Below are 15,459 nucleotides of genomic sequence, written 5' to 3'. Positions count from 1 at the left end.
GTTTATCCTTGACGCGTCAGGCGGCGCAATTACACTTGACATGGCCTGTCTTGCGGCAGACCTGTCCGCAAACGGCCTCTGCGCAGATTGACAAAAATCTTCAACCAGCACCAAACTTTCAAACAATGCGGCACGTCTCCGATTTCAATATCAAAAATGCGCGGTAGCGCACCTTTGGATCAGACTTTGCTCACCGGCAGCGCGCGTTCAATCAAGCGCGCAAAGAAAGATGCACCTGCCGCAGCAGTATCATCGGCAAAATCATAGCCCGGATGGTGCAGGCCTGCCGTATCGCCGTTGCCCACGAACAGATACGCCCCCGGACGGTCTTCCAGAAAATAGGCAAAATCCTCTGCCCCCATCTCCGGCCCCGCATCAGCGACCACGCCGGCGTCACCTGCGATCTCGCGGGCCACATCTGCCGCAAAGGCCGCTTTGTCCGCGTCGTTCACCGTGGCCGGATAGCCCACCTCATAGTCCAGCGCGGCTGTCACGCCAAAGCTGGCCGCTTGCCCCGCCACAATCTCGGACAGGCGCGTGCGCACCATGTCCTGCACACGCTTGTCGAACGTGCGCACCGTGCCGTTGATCCATGCACCTTCTGGGATGATGTTATCGGCTGATCCGGTGTGGATCTGCGTCACCGAGACCACCAGCGCGTCGGCGGCATAGTGGTTGCGGCTCACAATCGTCTGGATCGCCTGCACCATGCTGACTGCGGCCACAATCGGGTCGCGGGTTTCATGCGGCATTGCACCATGGCCGCCAACGCCCTTGATCTGGATGGAAAACGTATCCACCGCCGCCATGATCGGACCGGGTGTTGTGTAAAACTGCCCCACGGGCGTGCCGGGCGCGTTGTGCAGGGCATAAACCTCTGCAATATCAAAGGTGTCTAATATCCCTTCGTCCCGCATCACCTGCGCGCCGCCGCCGCCTTCTTCGGCGGGCTGGAAGATCAGCGCCACACGCCCCGCAAAGTTTCGCGTTTCCGCCAGATACCGTGCCGCACCCAGCAGCATCGTGGTGTGTCCGTCGTGGCCACAGGCGTGCATCTTGCCGTCAATTGTCGAGGCATAGTCCAGCCCGGTTTCCTCGGCCATCGGCAGCGCATCCATATCGGCCCGCAAGCCGATGGTCGGGCCAGCACCCTGCCCTTCGATAATGGCCACAACGCCTGACGTCGCGATGCCTGTGTGAATTTCCGTGATTCCGAAGTCGCGCAAGCGATCTACCACAAAGGCCGCGGTATTGTGGCAGTCAAACGTGATCTCGGGATGTTGGTGCAGATGCCTGCGCCACGCGGTCATGTCATCGGAAAAGGCAGCGATACGATTGATGACGGGCATGGGTGGCACTCCGGTTTCAGGGTCAATAGGCTGCGACCTAACTGCAAGACCGGAGCGCGCGCAATGCCTGATGATACCCTGATCCACGATCCCGACGGCGGCATGCCGCGCCTGCTTGAAATTATGCGCCGCCTGCGCGACCCGCAGACAGGCTGTCCTTGGGATATCGAACAGGATTTCACGACCATCGCGCCCTACACGATTGAAGAGGCTTACGAGGTCGCCGATGCCATTGCCCGCAGCGACATGGCTGATCTGGAAGGCGAGTTGGGTGATCTGTTGCTGCAAACTGTCTATCACACGCAGATGGGCGCGGAGGCCGGTCACTTCACCTTTGACAGCGTGGTCAAGGCGATTGCCGACAAAATGGTCGCACGACATCCACACGTTTTCGGGGACGAATCCCGCGACAAATCGGCAGAGCAGCAGACCAAAGACTGGGAAAAGATCAAAGCCGCAGAACGAGCAGGCAAGAAACAGAAGCGCACGCTAGATGGGGTAGCCATTGGCCTGCCTGGGATGACACGGGCCGTCAAACTGCAAAACCGGCTCGCGCGGGTGGGTTTTGACTGGGCAGAGACGCAAAGTGTGCTGGACAAGATCGTTGAAGAGGCCGCCGAACTGGTCGAAGCTCGCGACCAGGCCAGCGCAGACGAGATGGAAGCGGAGTTTGGTGATTTGATGTTCGTCATGGCCAATCTCGCGCGGCATCTTGATATCGATCCCGAAGCCGCCGTGCGCCGCACCAACGCAAAGGTCGAACGCCGTTTTGCCGCGATTGAAGACATCCTGAAAGAGCGCGGCAAAACTCCCGCCGAAAGCCATCTTGCCGAGATGGACGCGCTTTGGACCGAGATCAAAAATGCGGAAAAGAAGCCTGTGCGAAATTTATCCGACTAAAACATTCAGGTATTGACCCGACTAATTTTGTCGGATTTATAGTGCTCAATCGAAACGCACCCTACCGGAGCAAACCCATGACCCTGCGCACTCTCCTTCTTGCGTCCACAACCGTTGCCATTGCCGCCCCCGCGCTGGCCGACGTGAATATCTACACCACCCGACAGCCCGAGCTGATTCAACCGGTTATGGATGCCTTCACCGCTGAAACCGGTATTGCCGTCAATCTGGCCTTTGTGGACGGCGGCATTGTTGAACGCCTCAAGGCCGAGGGCACGCGGTCGCCCGCCGATCTGGTCATGACCGTTGATATCGCCAACCTGCAGCAGATCGTTGATGCGGATGTTGTCCAGCCGGTGGAAAGCGACGTGCTGACCGCGGCAATTCCCGAAGCCTTGCGGGACGCAGACAACCGCTGGTTTGGTCTGACAACCCGCGCCCGCATCATCTACGCCAGCCGCGACCGCGTCGCAGACGGCGAGGTGACCACCTACGAAGATCTTGCTGATCCAAAATGGGCGGGCCGCATCTGCACGCGCTCTGGCCTGCATGACTACAATCTGGCACTTGTTTCTGCCGTGATCGAACACGCTGGCGAAGACGGTGCGGCGGCGTGGGTGCAGGGCATCAAAGACAATCTGGCCCGCAAACCCGAAGGCAATGACCGCGCGCAGGTCAAAGCGATCTGGGCGGGCGAGTGTGATATCTCGCTGGGCAACACCTACTACATGGGCAAAATGCTGGAAAACGAAGAGCAGACCGAATGGGCCGAAAGCGTGCGCATTGTCTTCCCTGAATTTGCCGATGGCGGCGTGCACGTCAATGTCTCGGGCATCGCCATGACCCAAGCAGCGCCCAACCGCGACGAGGCTGTGCAGCTGATGGAGTTCCTTGTGTCACCACAAGCACAGGCCATCTACGCCAAAGACAACTACGAATACCCCGTTCTGGAGGGCGCGCCAGTGTCCGATCTGGTGGCAAGCTGGGGCGATATCACGGCCGATGACACCGACCTGACAACAATCGCGGGGCACCGTCCAACGGCACTGCGGATCATGGAAGAAGTCGATTTTGACGGCTGATCCAGCCAAAAAGCGGGGCCGTTCACCGCGGCCCCGCACCGTTTCAATGACGATGATCGGGCATGTCACACAGACACAGGCCACGCGAAGATACGCGCAAGCCTATTGAAAACCCTTTTCTTTTTCGACCAACAATGCAAATCAAACGTGATAGGCGTTGAACAAAGTTGGACCGATGGCCGAGAAAGACAAACCGACCCCCAAGAACTATTTCTCGTCCGAAAGCCGGATCGAGAAAAGCGCGTCTTTTGAAGCTCCGGTGCGGACTTACGGATCGGTGAAGATCCGCAAAAAGGTTGAGGTCGGACACTTCACGTTTATCAACACCCGCACCACACTGCACACCGGCACCAAGATGGGGCGGTTCTGCTCGATCGGCAAAAACATCGAAATCGGCCCGTTTGACCACCCGATGGAGCGTCTTTCGACCAGTCCGGTCAGCTATAACGCGCACCTGCATTTTCCCGACGAACAGGACCAGTTCATCAAGAACAAGCCCAAGCGCAAGCCGGGTGCGGTCATCGGCCACGACGTCTGGATCGGCACAAACGCCATGATCCTGCGCGGTGTCACGATCGGCACCGGCGCCGTGGTGGGTGCCGGTTCAATCGTCACCCGTGATGTCGCGCCCTACGCGATTGTAGCAGGCACGCCAGCCAAGGAAATCCGCAAGCGCTTTGATGACAAAACCATTAAGCGCCTCATGGCGTCCAAGTGGTGGGAACAGCCCGTTTCGGTGCTGGGCAAATTGGATTTTGCCGATATCGAGGCCTGCCTTGATGCGCTAGAGGCGCTCTAGCATCGCACGTCAGACGCGATGATTGCGGCAATCGAAGTGATCGGCTAGGCTTTTGCCATGGTTGCGCCATTATGATACACGCCGCAGCACATTTTATTATTCATATAAATCCAAGAGGTTACCATGAACCCTTATCGCTCTTTACCGAAAAAGGCTTTTTGGAAACCCGCCATATCAGAGCGGTCCTTTCTGGATATTGACGAGCTTTACGTCAAAAAGTTTGAAATCGACCCAACCGACCGGATCGTTACCGCCGGAAGCTGTTTTGCCCAACACATCGCCCGCAAGCTGCGCGAGCGGGGCTATAATTACCGCGACTACGAACAGGCCCCCGCCTATTTCCCGACGTCCAAGCTGAAAAGCTATAACTTCGGTGTTTATTCGGCGCGCTACTGCAATATCTACACCACGCGGCAGCTTTTGCAGACGATCGAACGCGCCCTCGGGCAGCGGGACCACTTGGGTCAGGTTTGGGAAAAGGATGGCGGCTTTGTCGATCCGTTCCGCCCGGTGGTGGAACCTGTGCCTTATAAGACGGCTGACGAAATGCTTGCCGCGCGCGCCTCTCACTATCGCGCTGTGCGCCGTGTGATCGAAGAATCCGACATCATGGTCTTTACACTTGGCCTGACCGAAGCGTGGATCGACAAAGCAACCGGCGATGTGTTCCCGATGTGCCCCGGCACGCAGGGCGGCACGTTTGACCCCAATGCACATGCTTTCGCGAACTTCGGTTTCGCGGAGGTGTATGACGATCTAAAGCGTGCAATTGCTTTGCTCAAAGGCGTGAACCCGGGATTGAAATTCTTGTTCACTGTCTCACCGGTGCCGCTGACCGCCACCGCATCCGACCAACACGTCTTGCCTGCAACGGTCTATTCCAAATCCGTCCTGCGCGCTGTCGCGGGACAGATTTATCAGGACTACGACTTTGCCGATTACTTCCCGTCGTTCGAAGTTGTCTCCTCGCATCCCTTTAACGGCTTTGCGTTTGAGCCGAACAAGCGTGAGGTCAACACAAAGGGTGTTGATTTTGTGATGCAGCACTTTTTTAGCCAGCACACCGCCGCAGGGGCCGGTGCTGCCGCTGTCAGCGCACTGCCTGATACGGCAGGCGTCGATGATGATGAAGCCGTGTGCGAAGAAATGTTGCTTGAGCAGGAGGCCGCAAAATGGCGCTAGTCATCGGAGATTCCCACGCGCGAATTATCGCAACCGGCCAAGAGACCCTGCCCGCCGACGACCCCGCCAAGGCGCACCGCGTCTTTATGCTGGCTGTCGGGCGCGGCTTTCTAAAACGCTTTTCCGTTGAAACGCCAAACGGCGTCAGGTTTCGTGGCGGACGCAAACAGGAATTTCTGCTTTCAAATGCAGGGATCGAAGACCTGACACCAAGCAACAGCCCGTTGTTTTTGTCGCTTGGATTTCATGGCGTCTATTTCTTTCACAGCAAGCTTTGGAACGACTACACCATCGCAGAGGGCGTGACAGACCGGCAGTTCCTGTCGCAGTCCGCTTTCAAGCTGATGGCGACCCGCTTCAACTTTCACATCCTGTCGTTCCTCGACCAACTCAAGGCCAAGGGCATCAAGCCCGTCATCGTGGCAGCACCGCCGCTGCCCGCACGTTTTGTGGCGCAGCCCAAAGTTGGCAGCATGGACACCGCCGAACTGCTGATGCTTGAAACGGCCTACCGCAAGACGTTTTCGGCGGCCCTCAGACGGCGCAAAATCGACATCATTGCCCCACCTGAAGCGGCGTTAGAGGACGGTCGATTGGCCGCGCGGCTAATCAGGTCTGACGATCAATACGAATACCACGGCAATGCAGACTACGGCGTGATGGTGCTGCGCCAGATCGAGGACTATCTGGCGAACAATTAAAACGGTTTAGCCAGCTTTTTCTTCAAGCGTGAGCCATTCGTCCTCTGCCTGCGCAAGGCTGTCCTGACGCTGCACCAGCGCGTCAGTGGCTTTCTGGAATTTAACCGGATTTTGCGCGTAAAGATCAGGTGTGGCCAGTAGCTGCTCCAGCTTCGCGATCTCGTCGGTCAGCTTTTCAATCACGTCGGGAAGGGCTTCCAGACGGTGCTTTTCGGTAAATGACAGCTTTGTCTTGGCAGGTTCGGCCGCCTGTTTTGGCGCAGATTGCTTTGCGGCGGACGTCTGCTTTTTCACCGTCGGGTTATGGGCAGGACTGCCGCGTTGGCTTTGGTAGTCGGACCAGCCACCAGCATAGACCACCGCCTCGCCGTTGCCTTCCATCGCGATGGTTGTCGTGGCTGTGCGATCCAGAAAATCACGGTCGTGGCTGACCAGCAGCACCGTGCCGGGATAATCCCCCAGAATGTCCTGCAACAAATCAAGCGTTTCGATATCCAGATCGTTTGTCGGTTCGTCCAGCACCAGCAGATTGCTTTCGCGTGCCATAAGTTTCGCCAGCAAAAGGCGTGCTTTCTCACCCCCCGACAAGGACCGGACCGGTGCCCGCGCCTGCGCATCGTCGAACAGAAATTCCTTGAGATATCCCACCACGTGCTTGGGCGCGCCGCGCACCATGACCTGATCGGCTTTGCCGCTGACACCCATCGACGGGTCGTTCACCAGATTGTCCCAAAGGGTCATATCGGGATCAAGCTGGGCGCGGGTCTGGTCAAACACCGCGATATCAAGGTTCGTCCCAAGCTTCACAGTGCCCGCATCCGGTTCCACCTGCCCCAGCAGCATCTTGATGACCGTGGTTTTACCCACACCGTTTGGCCCTACAAAAGCAATCCTATCGCCGCGTTGCACGGTCAGGTCCAGATGACGGACAATCGGCTTTCCATCAAAGGATTTCGCAAGCCCTGTCGCCTCGATCACCTTCTTGCCCGAGGCTTGCCCGCCTTCAAACGCCATCGCAGCAGTGCCTTGCCGCGTGATCTGCGCGGCCCGCTGTGCGCGTAATTCGCCCAAGGCGCGCACGCGACCCTGATTGCGTTTGCGCCGCGCAGAGATGCCTTCGACAGCCCAGCGTGCCTCTGCCTTGATCTTGCGGTTCAGCTTGTGGCGTTGCTGGTCTTCTTCTTCCCAGATCTTGTCGCGCCAGTCCTCGAACCCGTCAAAGCCCTGCTCTGCACGGCGCACAGCCCCGCGGTCAATCCAAAGCGTGGCCCGCGTCAATTCACGCAGAAACGCACGGTCGTGGCTGATCAGGACAAAGCCTGCACGGGTCTGCTTCAACTCGGCTTCCAGCCAAGCGATGGCTTCGATATCCAGATGGTTTGTCGGCTCGTCCAGCAACATCAGTTCGGGGGCTTCGGCCATCAGCTTGGCCAATGCGGCCCGCCTGCGCTCACCACCCGACGCGGTGTTCACATCGCCTGCGGGATCAAATTTCAGGCCATCTGCGACCATATCAACCTTGTAGGCCTCGTCGATATCCAGCCCGCTGGCCGCATAATCGCCTAATGTTGCAAACCCCTCCATTGTGGGGTCCTGCTCCATATAGCCCACGCGCACGCCGGGTGCGGCAACGCGGCCACCGCTGTCGGCCTCGACCAGTCCGGCCATGACCTTCATCAGTGTGGATTTGCCGGAGCCGTTACGCCCCACAAGGGCCACCCTGTCACCGGGTTGAACGACAAGCGACATGTCCTCGAACACGGGGTCGCCGCCAAAGGTGAGAGAGATATCGGAGATCTGAAGAAGAGGTGTACGTGCCATGACCGTCAGCTAGAGCGATGGGCAGTCAGGTGCAAGGGGCGCTGTGATCAGATCAGCTGCGCCAGCCCGCGCAACGCCTTGGCCCGTGCGGGTGGCACGTCGGCAATCAGCAGGCCCGTAAAGACATGCAATGTCTGCATCGCATGATCCACAACAGCGTGGTCGCTGACCCAGCCGCCCATCCGCAGGTAGCTGGCCAAAAGCGGAGGCATCTGCGCAAGCCCGTCTCGCGCCGTGCCGTCAAACCGGTCAAGCGGCAGCGTTTCATCCGCTTTACGCGCCGGACGCAGATGCGCAGGCCCCAGATAGCGATGCCGCAAAAGCGACAGCGCCGCTGCATGTGGCGCGGGATCAGTGCCTGCAAAACTGGAACACCCAAACAGCATCGTCACGTCATGCGCATCAACCAGCCGCGTCAGTGCCGCCCACGCAACCCGCAGGATATCGCTGCTGACCGGCCCGTCACGCAGGCAAAACCGACCGACCTCGGCCACCGCGCCTGTGACACCATGCAGCGCCGTCAGATCATAGCTTTGTGCGGTATAGCTGCGCGATAAATCATCGCCTTGTTCAAAGATCGCGAACCGCGTGGTGCCAACAAGCTGATCGGTTGCGCAGTCAATGATCATCAAATGCTGACACAGCGGATCAAACGCATCCTGATCCAGCCCCTCCTCACCAAAAAACGCCTGCCTGCGCAACGCCTGACAGGCCGTGATCGCGTCGCGGGTTTGCGCAAAGCGGGCCGTGTATCGCGTCTGGCGCAGGGTTGCAGTCATCAGGGTTCGCTTTCGGTCAGCGGGCCGTGTCGTCCCTTGCGGAACAGACCTCTGACCCTAGATTAGGCTTAACGCAGACAAAGGAAATAAAAACATGGACAAGATCGTCAAATCCGATGCCGAATGGCGCGCCCAGTTGTCAGAGATGGCCTATAAGGTCACGCGCAAACATGCGACCGAACGTGCTGGCACTCACGAGGATTTCCCCAAAGACCCCGGCACATACATGTGCGTGTGCTGCGGCGCCCCCCTGTTCGATCAGGACGCCAAGTTTGAAAGCGGCACCGGTTGGCCATCGTTTTATGAACCTGTCGACGCCGAGCAGGTTGGCGAAACGACAGATCGCAGCTTTTTCATGAAGCGCACAGAGGTGCATTGCGCCCGTTGCGAGGCCCATTTGGGTCACGTCTTTCCGGACGGCCCACAGCCCACGGGTCTGCGCTACTGCATCAATGGTGTCGCACTGACGTTCGAGCCCGAAAGCGACTGAGCGGCAAAGCCTGATCGCCCCTAGCTTCCGTCTCCTAGGAATGTGCCCGCGTCGATGCGGCCGAAGCTGCCCAGAAGCTGGCGGATAAACGTCGTGTCACGGATGCCGTCATCTGTGACACGGCGCGACAGGGCAACAACCCGCCCGTCGTCCAGACCAAAGCGCTCGACGTTGGACACGGTGCCGTTGTCGGCAAAGCTGATTGCCACAACCTCGCGCGAAATCTCCTCTGGCGCAAAGGCACCCAGATGGCGGAATTTGCTGGCAACGTAGTAATAGCCACTGCCGTCCAGCACACCGCCCGATGTGGGCGGGCCGATGCTGTCACTGATCGTTTCGCGCGTATCCACGCCGATCTGGAGCAAGGACAATTCATCGTCGCTGGGCGCAAAGCCGTGATTGCGAATGATCGGGGTACAGGCGGTGGCGGCCACAAGTCCCGCTGCCAGAATGACGCGCCTGACGTGTTGCCACGTCTTGCTGTGATCGCTGCTCATGTCTGACCCCTTGCTCTTCGGCGCGTGATGGCTTTTACCCCAGTTACAACATGCAGACCCACTTGTTCAAGAATGGATACGTCTTTGGCTGATGAACCCCGCACTGTCTTGCGTCTGGCTGATCTGGCAACGCGCAAACCGACCCGTTTTGATATCACCCCCGATGCCGCTGTCCGTGACCGGATGGCGCAAGAGCTTGGCATCGTGGCCATTCGCAAACTGCGCATTGACGGGATGCTGACACCTGTTGGGCGCTCTGACTGGACGCTGGAGGCCACGCTTGGTGCCACTATCGTGCAGGAGTGCGTTGTGACGCTGGACCCTGTGACCACCCGCATCGACGAGCCTGTGCAGCGAAATTATATCGCCGGATACGAAGACCCCGACGCTGCCGAGGCCGAAATGCCGGAGGACGACACCACCGAGGCCCTGCCCGCAAGCGTTGATCTTCTGGCCGTCGCGCAAGAGGCATTGTCACTGGCCCTGCCCCCGTTTCCGCGCGCTGACGGTGCGGCCTTGGGCGAAGCTGTCTATTCCGAACCGGACGTGGCCCCGATGACCGATGAGGACGCCAAACCGTTTGCTGGTCTGGGTGCGCTCAAGGCCCAGCTTTCGGCCAAGACAGACGACAAGGATTAGGCGCATAAACAGGTTGCGCCGCACCGCACGCAGAGCATCAAATCACCCCTTGCGCTTGGGTGGAATCGCAGTATGTTCCGCGCTCTTTCAAATCGCGTCTCGACAGGGCTGCCCAATTGGCGTAGGACCCCCGAAAGACTGACACATCGGGCCATGTGGCCCTTAAAAACGCAAGGGTTGAGACATGGCTGTCCAGCAGAATAAAGTATCCAAATCCCGCCGCAACAACCGTCGCGCGCATGATTCCCTCTCGGCTGCGAACCCGAACGAGTGCGAAAACTGCGGCGAGCTGAAGCGCCCGCACCACATCTGCCCGTCGTGCAACCACTACGCATCGCGCGAAGTGATCGCTGCAAACGACGAGATCGATCTGGACGACGACGCAGCATAAGTGCTGACAGCGCAGGTTTGTCACGGGGGTTATCATGACTGAGGCCAAGACCGTCGATCAAACCGCGACTGTGCTTTCCGTTGACGCCATGGGTGGCGATAAAGGGCCTGCAACTGTTGTTGCGGGCCTTTCGAAGTTTCTAAGCGCAACCCCTGACGCCAGCGTGATTCTGCATGGCCCCGAAAGCGAATTGAAGCCGCTTTTGGCGAAAAAGGGCCTGTCAGACCGAGTCCGGATCGGTGATGCGCCGGAAGTCGTGAAAATGACCGACAAGCCCAGCCATGTGCTGCGCCACGGTAAAAAGACATCGATGTGGTCCACGATCGAGGCTGTCCGCAACGGCGAAGCTGCGGTCGCCGTCAGCTGCGGCAACACAGGTGGCCTGATGGCCATGTCGATGCTGCGCCTGCGTAAAGCGGACGGCGTCAATCGCCCCGCTATCGCTTGCCTTTGGCCATCGCGCAATCCGGCGGGCTTCAACGTCATGCTGGATGCTGGTGCGGATATTCGCGCCGATCAGGATGATCTGCTGACATACGCCATGATGGGCGCGTCTTATGCGCGCAACGGTCTGGGCATCAAACGTCCGCGCATCGGTCTGCTGAATGTCGGCACCGAAGAACACAAGGGCCGTGCCGAGCTTAAAGTCGCCCACGAGCTGATCGGCATCGCCGCTGACCGTGGTGATTTTGACTACATCGGCTTTGTGGAAGGCGGCGATCTGCCGTCTGACCGCGTTGATGTGATTGTGACGGACGGTTTTACCGGCAATGTCGCGCTGAAAACCGGCGAAGGCACTGCCACACTGATTTCCGGTCTGCTGCGTGCATCGCTGAAGTCCAATCCACTTGCGATGCTGGGTGGCCTGTTTGCGATGGGATCGCTCAAGCGTTTGCGCCAGCGCATTGATCCGCGCACGGTCAACGGCGGTGTGTTTCTTGGCCTGAACCAGACGGTGATCAAAAGCCACGGCTCTGCCGACGCGACAGGTGTGGCTGCAGCCCTTAATCTGGCTTACCGGCTGGCGCAGTCGGGATTCTCGGACAAACTGGCAGCGCGGGTTGCATCCGCTGCGGCACTTGCGCAAGATACCGCACAAGAGGCCGATCAATCCAATGATCCGGACAGCAAAAAAGCAGGCTAGCATTATGACGCGTCGCGCAGTGGTCAGAGGGGTGGGACACTATCTGCCCTCTCGTGTCGTCGAAAACGCCGAATTTGAAAAATCTCTCGAAACATCGGACGCGTGGATCAAATCACGGTCCGGTATCGAACGCCGCCATTTCGCGGCGGACGGTGAGACCACATCCGATCTGGCGGCGGCGGCAGCACTGAACGCCCTTTCAATGGCCGGACTAGAAGCAAATGACATCGACGCCATTGTGCTGGCCACATCAACCTCTGATCTGACATTCCCATCAGCCGCCACCATGGTGCAGCGCAAAATCGGCATGACCAAAGGGTTTGCCTTTGACGTGCAGGCCGTTTGCGCGGGGTTTGTCTTTGCGCTGACCAATGCAAACGCGCTGATCCTGTCAGGACAGGCCAATCGTGTGCTGGTGATCGGGGCGGAAACATTCAGCCGGATCATGGATTGGACAGATCGTGGAACCTGCGTTCTTTTCGGCGATGGTGCTGGTGCTCTCATTCTGGAAGGTGCTGAGGGCACGGGCACAACCGATGACCGTGGCATTCTTTCGACCGATTTGAATTCGGATGGCCAGTATCAGGACATTCTTTATGTCGATGGTGGCACATCCACGCAAACCACCGGTGTATTGCGCATGGAAGGCAAGGAAGTATTCCGCCATGCCGTTGAAAAGCTGGCCGCAACCGCGCACCACGCGTTGGAAAAAGCGGGGCTTGCCGCCGATGACGTGGATTGGGTCGTGCCGCATCAGGCCAATATCCGGATCATCCAGTCTACCGCGAAAAAGCTGGGGGTCGGCATGGACCGCGTGGTTGTTACCGTGCAGGACCACGGCAACACATCGGCTGCATCAATCCCACTGGCCCTGTCTGTCGGGGTCGCCAACGAACAGATCAAGCAAGGCGATCTTGTCGTGACCGAAGCCATCGGCGGCGGGCTTGCCTGGGGGGCGGTTGTCATACGCTGGTAGTGGAAAAATCCCGCCACAACCATGCCTTGCAAGCCCTTGTTATTGACTCTGAATTTACCTGTCGCCTATGGTCGCGTGAAATAAAAGGGGGATGATGATGTCTGACAAGACTTTGACGCGTATGGATCTGGCCGATGCCGTTCATGCGCAAGTGGGATTGTCGCGCAATGACAGCGCCGATCTTGTCGAAAGTGTGCTGACCCATGTGTCCGATGCGTTGGTCGCTGGTGAGACTGTGAAAATCTCATCCTTCGGGACATTTTCGATCCGCGAGAAAGCAGCCCGCGTGGGCCGCAACCCGAAAACCGGTGAAGAGGTGCCGATCCATCCGCGCCGCGTGCTGACATTCCGCCCCTCGCACCTGATGAAAGACCGCGTTGCCGCGGGCAACAAGCGTTAACCATGGCCAAGGCCAAAGACGCGTTTCGCACGATCAGCGAAGTTTCTGAGGCGCTTGATACCCCCGCGCACGTTCTGCGCTTCTGGGAAAGCAAATTCACGCAAATCAAACCTGTGAAGCGTGCAGGCGGGCGGCGCTATTACCGCCCCGACGATCTGTCGCTGCTGTCTGGCATCAAAAAGCTGCTGCACGAACAGGGTATGACGATCAAAGGCGCGCAGAAACTATTGCGCGAAAAAGGCGTGAAGCACGTTATCGCGCTGGGTCAGGATGCGACTGACGGATCAGGCGACGTGATCGACATGGTGCCAACAGCGCCTGAAACACCTCCCACACCTGTGCTAGAGACAAAGGCGGCTCCGGTTGAAACGGCTGCGCCTGTTGCGGATGTTGTGGACCATGAGGCTGTTGCGGCCATCGTCGCGGACGATCCGACACCTCCACAGGTTCAGACAGACGCGCAACCGCGCCTCTTCACCGCGCCATCCGCAAATGCACCTGCCGATACGGATGTCCCTGATGCGGCACCCGTTGACGACGCCCCGACCGATGATGCCGCAGACAGCAGTGCGGCAGCTTCCGAGGAAGCAGAGCCGTCGTTTACCTCTGACGATGTGCCGTCGTTCCTGCGACAGCAGCCGATGGTCGACACACCGCCTCGCGATAACCCACCCGCAGAGCCAGCACCTGCTGAAGCGCAGGATGCCGATAGCCCCGCATCAGAGGACGCATCACCGCCCGAGGTGACAGCCCCTGCCCCGATTGCCGCCGCATTGGCCGTCCCGCGCCTGTCTGACGATTTGCCAGAGGCGTCGGACCGCATCTTTGGCCTGATCCAACAGGCCGATGTTGATGTCATCGCCGCTCATTCCGCACAAATCGCGCCGCTTGTCGCGCGGCTGGAAGGTCTGCGTGACCAGATGCGGCGCAGTTGAAACGGCACCATCGGGAATTTCACGATTTGAGGCTTGCCCCTGCGCGAAGATGCAGTAAACACACTTCCAGTCGGGCTATAGCGCAGCCTGGTAGCGCGTCCGTCTGGGGGACGGAAGGTCGCAGGTTCGAGTCCTGCTAGCCCGACCAACAAAACCGCCCGTCCGCATCACCTGCGTGGCGGGCGTTTTGATATCTGGCGCGGGGGGGCGCTAAGACGATGACAGGTGTATTGGCCGACCATCACCTTCGGGACATGATTTCAGCCGGACAGATCACGGCGACCGCACCTGTGGTGGACGGCCAGATTCAACCGGCATCGCTTGATCTGCGTCTGGGCGATCGGGCCTACCGCGTCCGTGCGTCGTTCCTTGCGGGGCACAATCGCACTGTGGCAGAGCGTCTGACCCAATTCCAGATGCACGAGATTGACCTGACAGGCGGCGCTGTGCTGGAAAAGGGCTGCGTTTATGTGGTGCCCCTGATCGAAAGCCTTGCCCTGCCCGCCGGCATGACGGCTGCGGCCTCTGCCAAGTCATCCATCGGCAGGCTTGATCTGCTGACCCGCGTCATCACCGACCACGGCGTGGCCTTTGACAGCGTGCCGGATGGCTACATCGGCCCGCTGTACGTCGAGATTTGCCCGCAGTCATTTTCCGTGATTGCCCAGACCGGTCAAATGCTGAACCAGATCATTTTTCGCGACGGCAAAACCATCATGTCCGATGATGACCTGCTCGCATTGCATGCCGAAACGCCGATTGTGAACGGTGATCCTGTGGTGCAGGACGGATTGGGATTTTCGGTTGATCTTAAGCCCGCCAGCGGGACGCTTGTCGGATACCGCGCCAAACCACACACAGGTGTGGTCGATCTTAGCAAACTGGCCCACTACGACCCGCGCGACTATTGGGAAGAGGTTCATTCCGACACCGGCTGGATCATCCTTGATCCCGGTGCCTTCTATATCCTTGTTAGCCGCGAGGCGATTGCGATTCCCCCAACCGCTGCTGCCGAAATGGCCCCCTATCTGGCCATGGTGGGCGAATTCCGCGTGCACTACGCAGGCTTCTTCGATCCCGGCTTTGGCTATGCAGAGGCTGGCGGTTCGGGCTCTCGCGGGGTGTTGGAAGTGCGCTGCCACGATGCGCCGTTTGTGCTGGAACACGGGCAAATCGTCGGGCGTCTGGTCTATGAACACATGGCCGATGTCCCCACCGCGCTTTATGGCCGCGAGATCGCGTCAAACTATCAAGGCCAAGGGCTGAAGCTGTCCAAGCACTTCGCAGCCCCTTAAGTCGGGATTACCGCACCTTTGGCAAATCCCTTTCGTGGGCTAACCTGTCGCTATCCCTGCAATTTCAGGGGCAGACCGA

Annotated in this window: 17 protein-coding genes and 1 tRNA gene; 14 read left to right on the top strand and 4 right to left on the bottom strand. The window is 58.9% G+C overall.

Features of this window, described 5'->3' with window-relative positions; all coding sequences use genetic code 11:
* Positions 1-179 precede the first annotated feature (179 nt).
* On the bottom strand, positions 180-1,349 hold the full coding sequence (locus V8J84_RS09395) for a M20 aminoacylase family protein (RefSeq protein ID WP_339930374.1): 1,170 nt from the start codon (positions 1,347-1,349) through the stop codon (positions 180-182).
* A gap of 63 nt (positions 1,350-1,412) precedes the next feature.
* Here V8J84_RS09395 and mazG point away from each other — a divergent pair, with 63 nt between their 5' ends.
* The 5 genes from mazG to V8J84_RS09370 all read left to right on the top strand — a co-directional run bounded on the left by mazG (position 1,413) and on the right by V8J84_RS09370 (position 6,013).
* Complete coding sequence (gene mazG / locus V8J84_RS09390) at positions 1,413-2,249, top strand: nucleoside triphosphate pyrophosphohydrolase (RefSeq protein ID WP_339930372.1); 837 nt, start codon at positions 1,413-1,415, stop codon at positions 2,247-2,249.
* Positions 2,250-2,326: 77 nt separating this feature from the next.
* The gene (locus tag V8J84_RS09385) at positions 2,327-3,331 is read left to right on the top strand and encodes a Fe(3+) ABC transporter substrate-binding protein (RefSeq protein WP_339930370.1); all 1,005 of its coding nucleotides are present in this window, start codon (positions 2,327-2,329) and stop codon (positions 3,329-3,331) included.
* A 175-nt stretch (positions 3,332-3,506) separates the two neighbouring features.
* Complete coding sequence (locus V8J84_RS09380) at positions 3,507-4,130, top strand: CatB-related O-acetyltransferase (RefSeq protein ID WP_339930368.1); 624 nt, start codon at positions 3,507-3,509, stop codon at positions 4,128-4,130.
* A 123-nt stretch (positions 4,131-4,253) separates the two neighbouring features.
* On the top strand, positions 4,254-5,312 hold the full coding sequence (locus tag V8J84_RS09375; RefSeq protein WP_339930366.1) for a GSCFA domain-containing protein: 1,059 nt from the start codon (positions 4,254-4,256) through the stop codon (positions 5,310-5,312).
* On the top strand, positions 5,303-6,013 hold the full coding sequence (locus V8J84_RS09370; RefSeq protein ID WP_339930364.1) for a hypothetical protein: 711 nt from the start codon (positions 5,303-5,305) through the stop codon (positions 6,011-6,013). Before V8J84_RS09375 ends, V8J84_RS09370 begins: the two co-directional genes overlap by 10 nt.
* Before the next feature lie 6 nt (positions 6,014-6,019).
* Here V8J84_RS09370 and V8J84_RS09365 read toward each other — a convergent pair whose 3' ends face one another.
* Together V8J84_RS09365 and V8J84_RS09360 are read right to left on the bottom strand one after the other, a co-directional pair.
* Complete coding sequence (locus V8J84_RS09365) at positions 6,020-7,834, bottom strand: ABC-F family ATP-binding cassette domain-containing protein (RefSeq protein WP_339930362.1); 1,815 nt, start codon at positions 7,832-7,834, stop codon at positions 6,020-6,022.
* A gap of 47 nt (positions 7,835-7,881) precedes the next feature.
* Positions 7,882-8,613 (bottom strand): GNAT family N-acetyltransferase, encoded by a 732-nt coding sequence (locus V8J84_RS09360; protein WP_339930360.1) that lies wholly within the window; start codon positions 8,611-8,613, stop codon positions 7,882-7,884.
* Between the two features lie 94 nt (positions 8,614-8,707).
* Between V8J84_RS09360 and msrB the strand changes: the two genes are divergently transcribed.
* Complete coding sequence (msrB, locus tag V8J84_RS09355; protein ID WP_339930358.1) at positions 8,708-9,103, top strand: peptide-methionine (R)-S-oxide reductase MsrB; 396 nt, start codon at positions 8,708-8,710, stop codon at positions 9,101-9,103.
* Positions 9,104-9,123: 20 nt separating this feature from the next.
* Here the strand turns inward: msrB and V8J84_RS09350 are convergent, their stop codons facing one another.
* Positions 9,124-9,600 (bottom strand): outer membrane protein assembly factor BamE, encoded by a 477-nt coding sequence (locus tag V8J84_RS09350; RefSeq protein ID WP_339930356.1) that lies wholly within the window; start codon positions 9,598-9,600, stop codon positions 9,124-9,126.
* 84 nt (positions 9,601-9,684) lie between these two features.
* On the opposite strand from V8J84_RS09350, the gene V8J84_RS09345 reads away from it, so the two are divergent.
* The 8 genes from V8J84_RS09345 to V8J84_RS09310 all read left to right on the top strand — a co-directional run bounded on the left by V8J84_RS09345 (position 9,685) and on the right by V8J84_RS09310 (position 15,380).
* On the top strand, positions 9,685-10,239 hold the full coding sequence (locus V8J84_RS09345) for a YceD family protein (protein ID WP_339930354.1): 555 nt from the start codon (positions 9,685-9,687) through the stop codon (positions 10,237-10,239).
* 184 nt (positions 10,240-10,423) lie between these two features.
* Positions 10,424-10,630 carry a 50S ribosomal protein L32 gene (rpmF, locus tag V8J84_RS09340; protein ID WP_339930352.1) on the top strand — a complete coding sequence of 69 codons (207 nt, stop codon included), beginning with the start codon at positions 10,424-10,426 and terminating at the stop codon, positions 10,628-10,630.
* Between the two features lie 34 nt (positions 10,631-10,664).
* Positions 10,665-11,774 carry a phosphate acyltransferase PlsX gene (plsX, locus tag V8J84_RS09335; RefSeq protein ID WP_339930350.1) on the top strand — a complete coding sequence of 370 codons (1,110 nt, stop codon included), beginning with the start codon at positions 10,665-10,667 and terminating at the stop codon, positions 11,772-11,774.
* Between the two features lie 4 nt (positions 11,775-11,778).
* A complete protein-coding gene (locus V8J84_RS09330; RefSeq protein ID WP_339930348.1) occupies positions 11,779-12,750 on the top strand; it encodes a beta-ketoacyl-ACP synthase III in 972 nt (323 codons plus the stop codon).
* Positions 12,751-12,847: 97 nt separating this feature from the next.
* On the top strand, positions 12,848-13,150 hold the full coding sequence (ihfA, locus tag V8J84_RS09325) for an integration host factor subunit alpha (protein ID WP_339930346.1): 303 nt from the start codon (positions 12,848-12,850) through the stop codon (positions 13,148-13,150).
* 2 nt (positions 13,151-13,152) lie between these two features.
* Positions 13,153-14,085 (top strand): MerR family transcriptional regulator, encoded by a 933-nt coding sequence (locus V8J84_RS09320; RefSeq protein ID WP_339930344.1) that lies wholly within the window; start codon positions 13,153-13,155, stop codon positions 14,083-14,085.
* 71 nt (positions 14,086-14,156) lie between these two features.
* Positions 14,157-14,233 (top strand) — tRNA-Pro (locus V8J84_RS09315).
* A gap of 70 nt (positions 14,234-14,303) precedes the next feature.
* A complete protein-coding gene (locus V8J84_RS09310; protein ID WP_339930342.1) occupies positions 14,304-15,380 on the top strand; it encodes a 2'-deoxycytidine 5'-triphosphate deaminase in 1,077 nt (358 codons plus the stop codon).
* The last annotated feature ends 79 nt before the right edge of the window (positions 15,381-15,459 follow it).

Origin of the sequence: Yoonia sp. 208BN28-4 (genome assembly GCF_037543925.1) — a bacterium.
Lineage (GTDB): Bacteria > Pseudomonadota > Alphaproteobacteria > Rhodobacterales > Rhodobacteraceae > Yoonia.
Note: the sequence above shows the minus strand (reverse complement) of the source record. Positions and strands in the feature narration are given on the sequence as shown.

What these genes read in the sequence shown, in the direction of transcription:
- V8J84_RS09395 (WP_339930374.1), bottom strand. Translation starts at nt 1,349, where the DNA reads ATGCCCGTCATCAATCGTATCGCTGCCTTTTCCGATGACATGACCGCG.
- mazG (WP_339930372.1), top strand. Translation starts at nt 1,413, where the DNA reads ATGCCTGATGATACCCTGATCCACGATCCCGACGGCGGCATGCCGCGC.
- V8J84_RS09385 (WP_339930370.1), top strand. Translation starts at nt 2,327, where the DNA reads ATGACCCTGCGCACTCTCCTTCTTGCGTCCACAACCGTTGCCATTGCC.
- V8J84_RS09380 (WP_339930368.1), top strand. Translation starts at nt 3,507, where the DNA reads ATGGCCGAGAAAGACAAACCGACCCCCAAGAACTATTTCTCGTCCGAA.
- V8J84_RS09375 (WP_339930366.1), top strand. Translation starts at nt 4,254, where the DNA reads ATGAACCCTTATCGCTCTTTACCGAAAAAGGCTTTTTGGAAACCCGCC.
- V8J84_RS09370 (WP_339930364.1), top strand. Translation starts at nt 5,303, where the DNA reads ATGGCGCTAGTCATCGGAGATTCCCACGCGCGAATTATCGCAACCGGC.
- V8J84_RS09365 (WP_339930362.1), bottom strand. Translation starts at nt 7,834, where the DNA reads ATGGCACGTACACCTCTTCTTCAGATCTCCGATATCTCTCTCACCTTT.
- V8J84_RS09360 (WP_339930360.1), bottom strand. Translation starts at nt 8,613, where the DNA reads ATGACTGCAACCCTGCGCCAGACGCGATACACGGCCCGCTTTGCGCAA.
- msrB (WP_339930358.1), top strand. Translation starts at nt 8,708, where the DNA reads ATGGACAAGATCGTCAAATCCGATGCCGAATGGCGCGCCCAGTTGTCA.
- V8J84_RS09350 (WP_339930356.1), bottom strand. Translation starts at nt 9,600, where the DNA reads ATGAGCAGCGATCACAGCAAGACGTGGCAACACGTCAGGCGCGTCATT.
- rpmF (WP_339930352.1), top strand. Translation starts at nt 10,424, where the DNA reads ATGGCTGTCCAGCAGAATAAAGTATCCAAATCCCGCCGCAACAACCGT.
- plsX (WP_339930350.1), top strand. Translation starts at nt 10,665, where the DNA reads ATGACTGAGGCCAAGACCGTCGATCAAACCGCGACTGTGCTTTCCGTT.
- V8J84_RS09330 (WP_339930348.1), top strand. Translation starts at nt 11,779, where the DNA reads ATGACGCGTCGCGCAGTGGTCAGAGGGGTGGGACACTATCTGCCCTCT.
- ihfA (WP_339930346.1), top strand. Translation starts at nt 12,848, where the DNA reads ATGTCTGACAAGACTTTGACGCGTATGGATCTGGCCGATGCCGTTCAT.
- V8J84_RS09320 (WP_339930344.1), top strand. Translation starts at nt 13,153, where the DNA reads ATGGCCAAGGCCAAAGACGCGTTTCGCACGATCAGCGAAGTTTCTGAG.
- V8J84_RS09310 (WP_339930342.1), top strand. Translation starts at nt 14,304, where the DNA reads ATGACAGGTGTATTGGCCGACCATCACCTTCGGGACATGATTTCAGCC.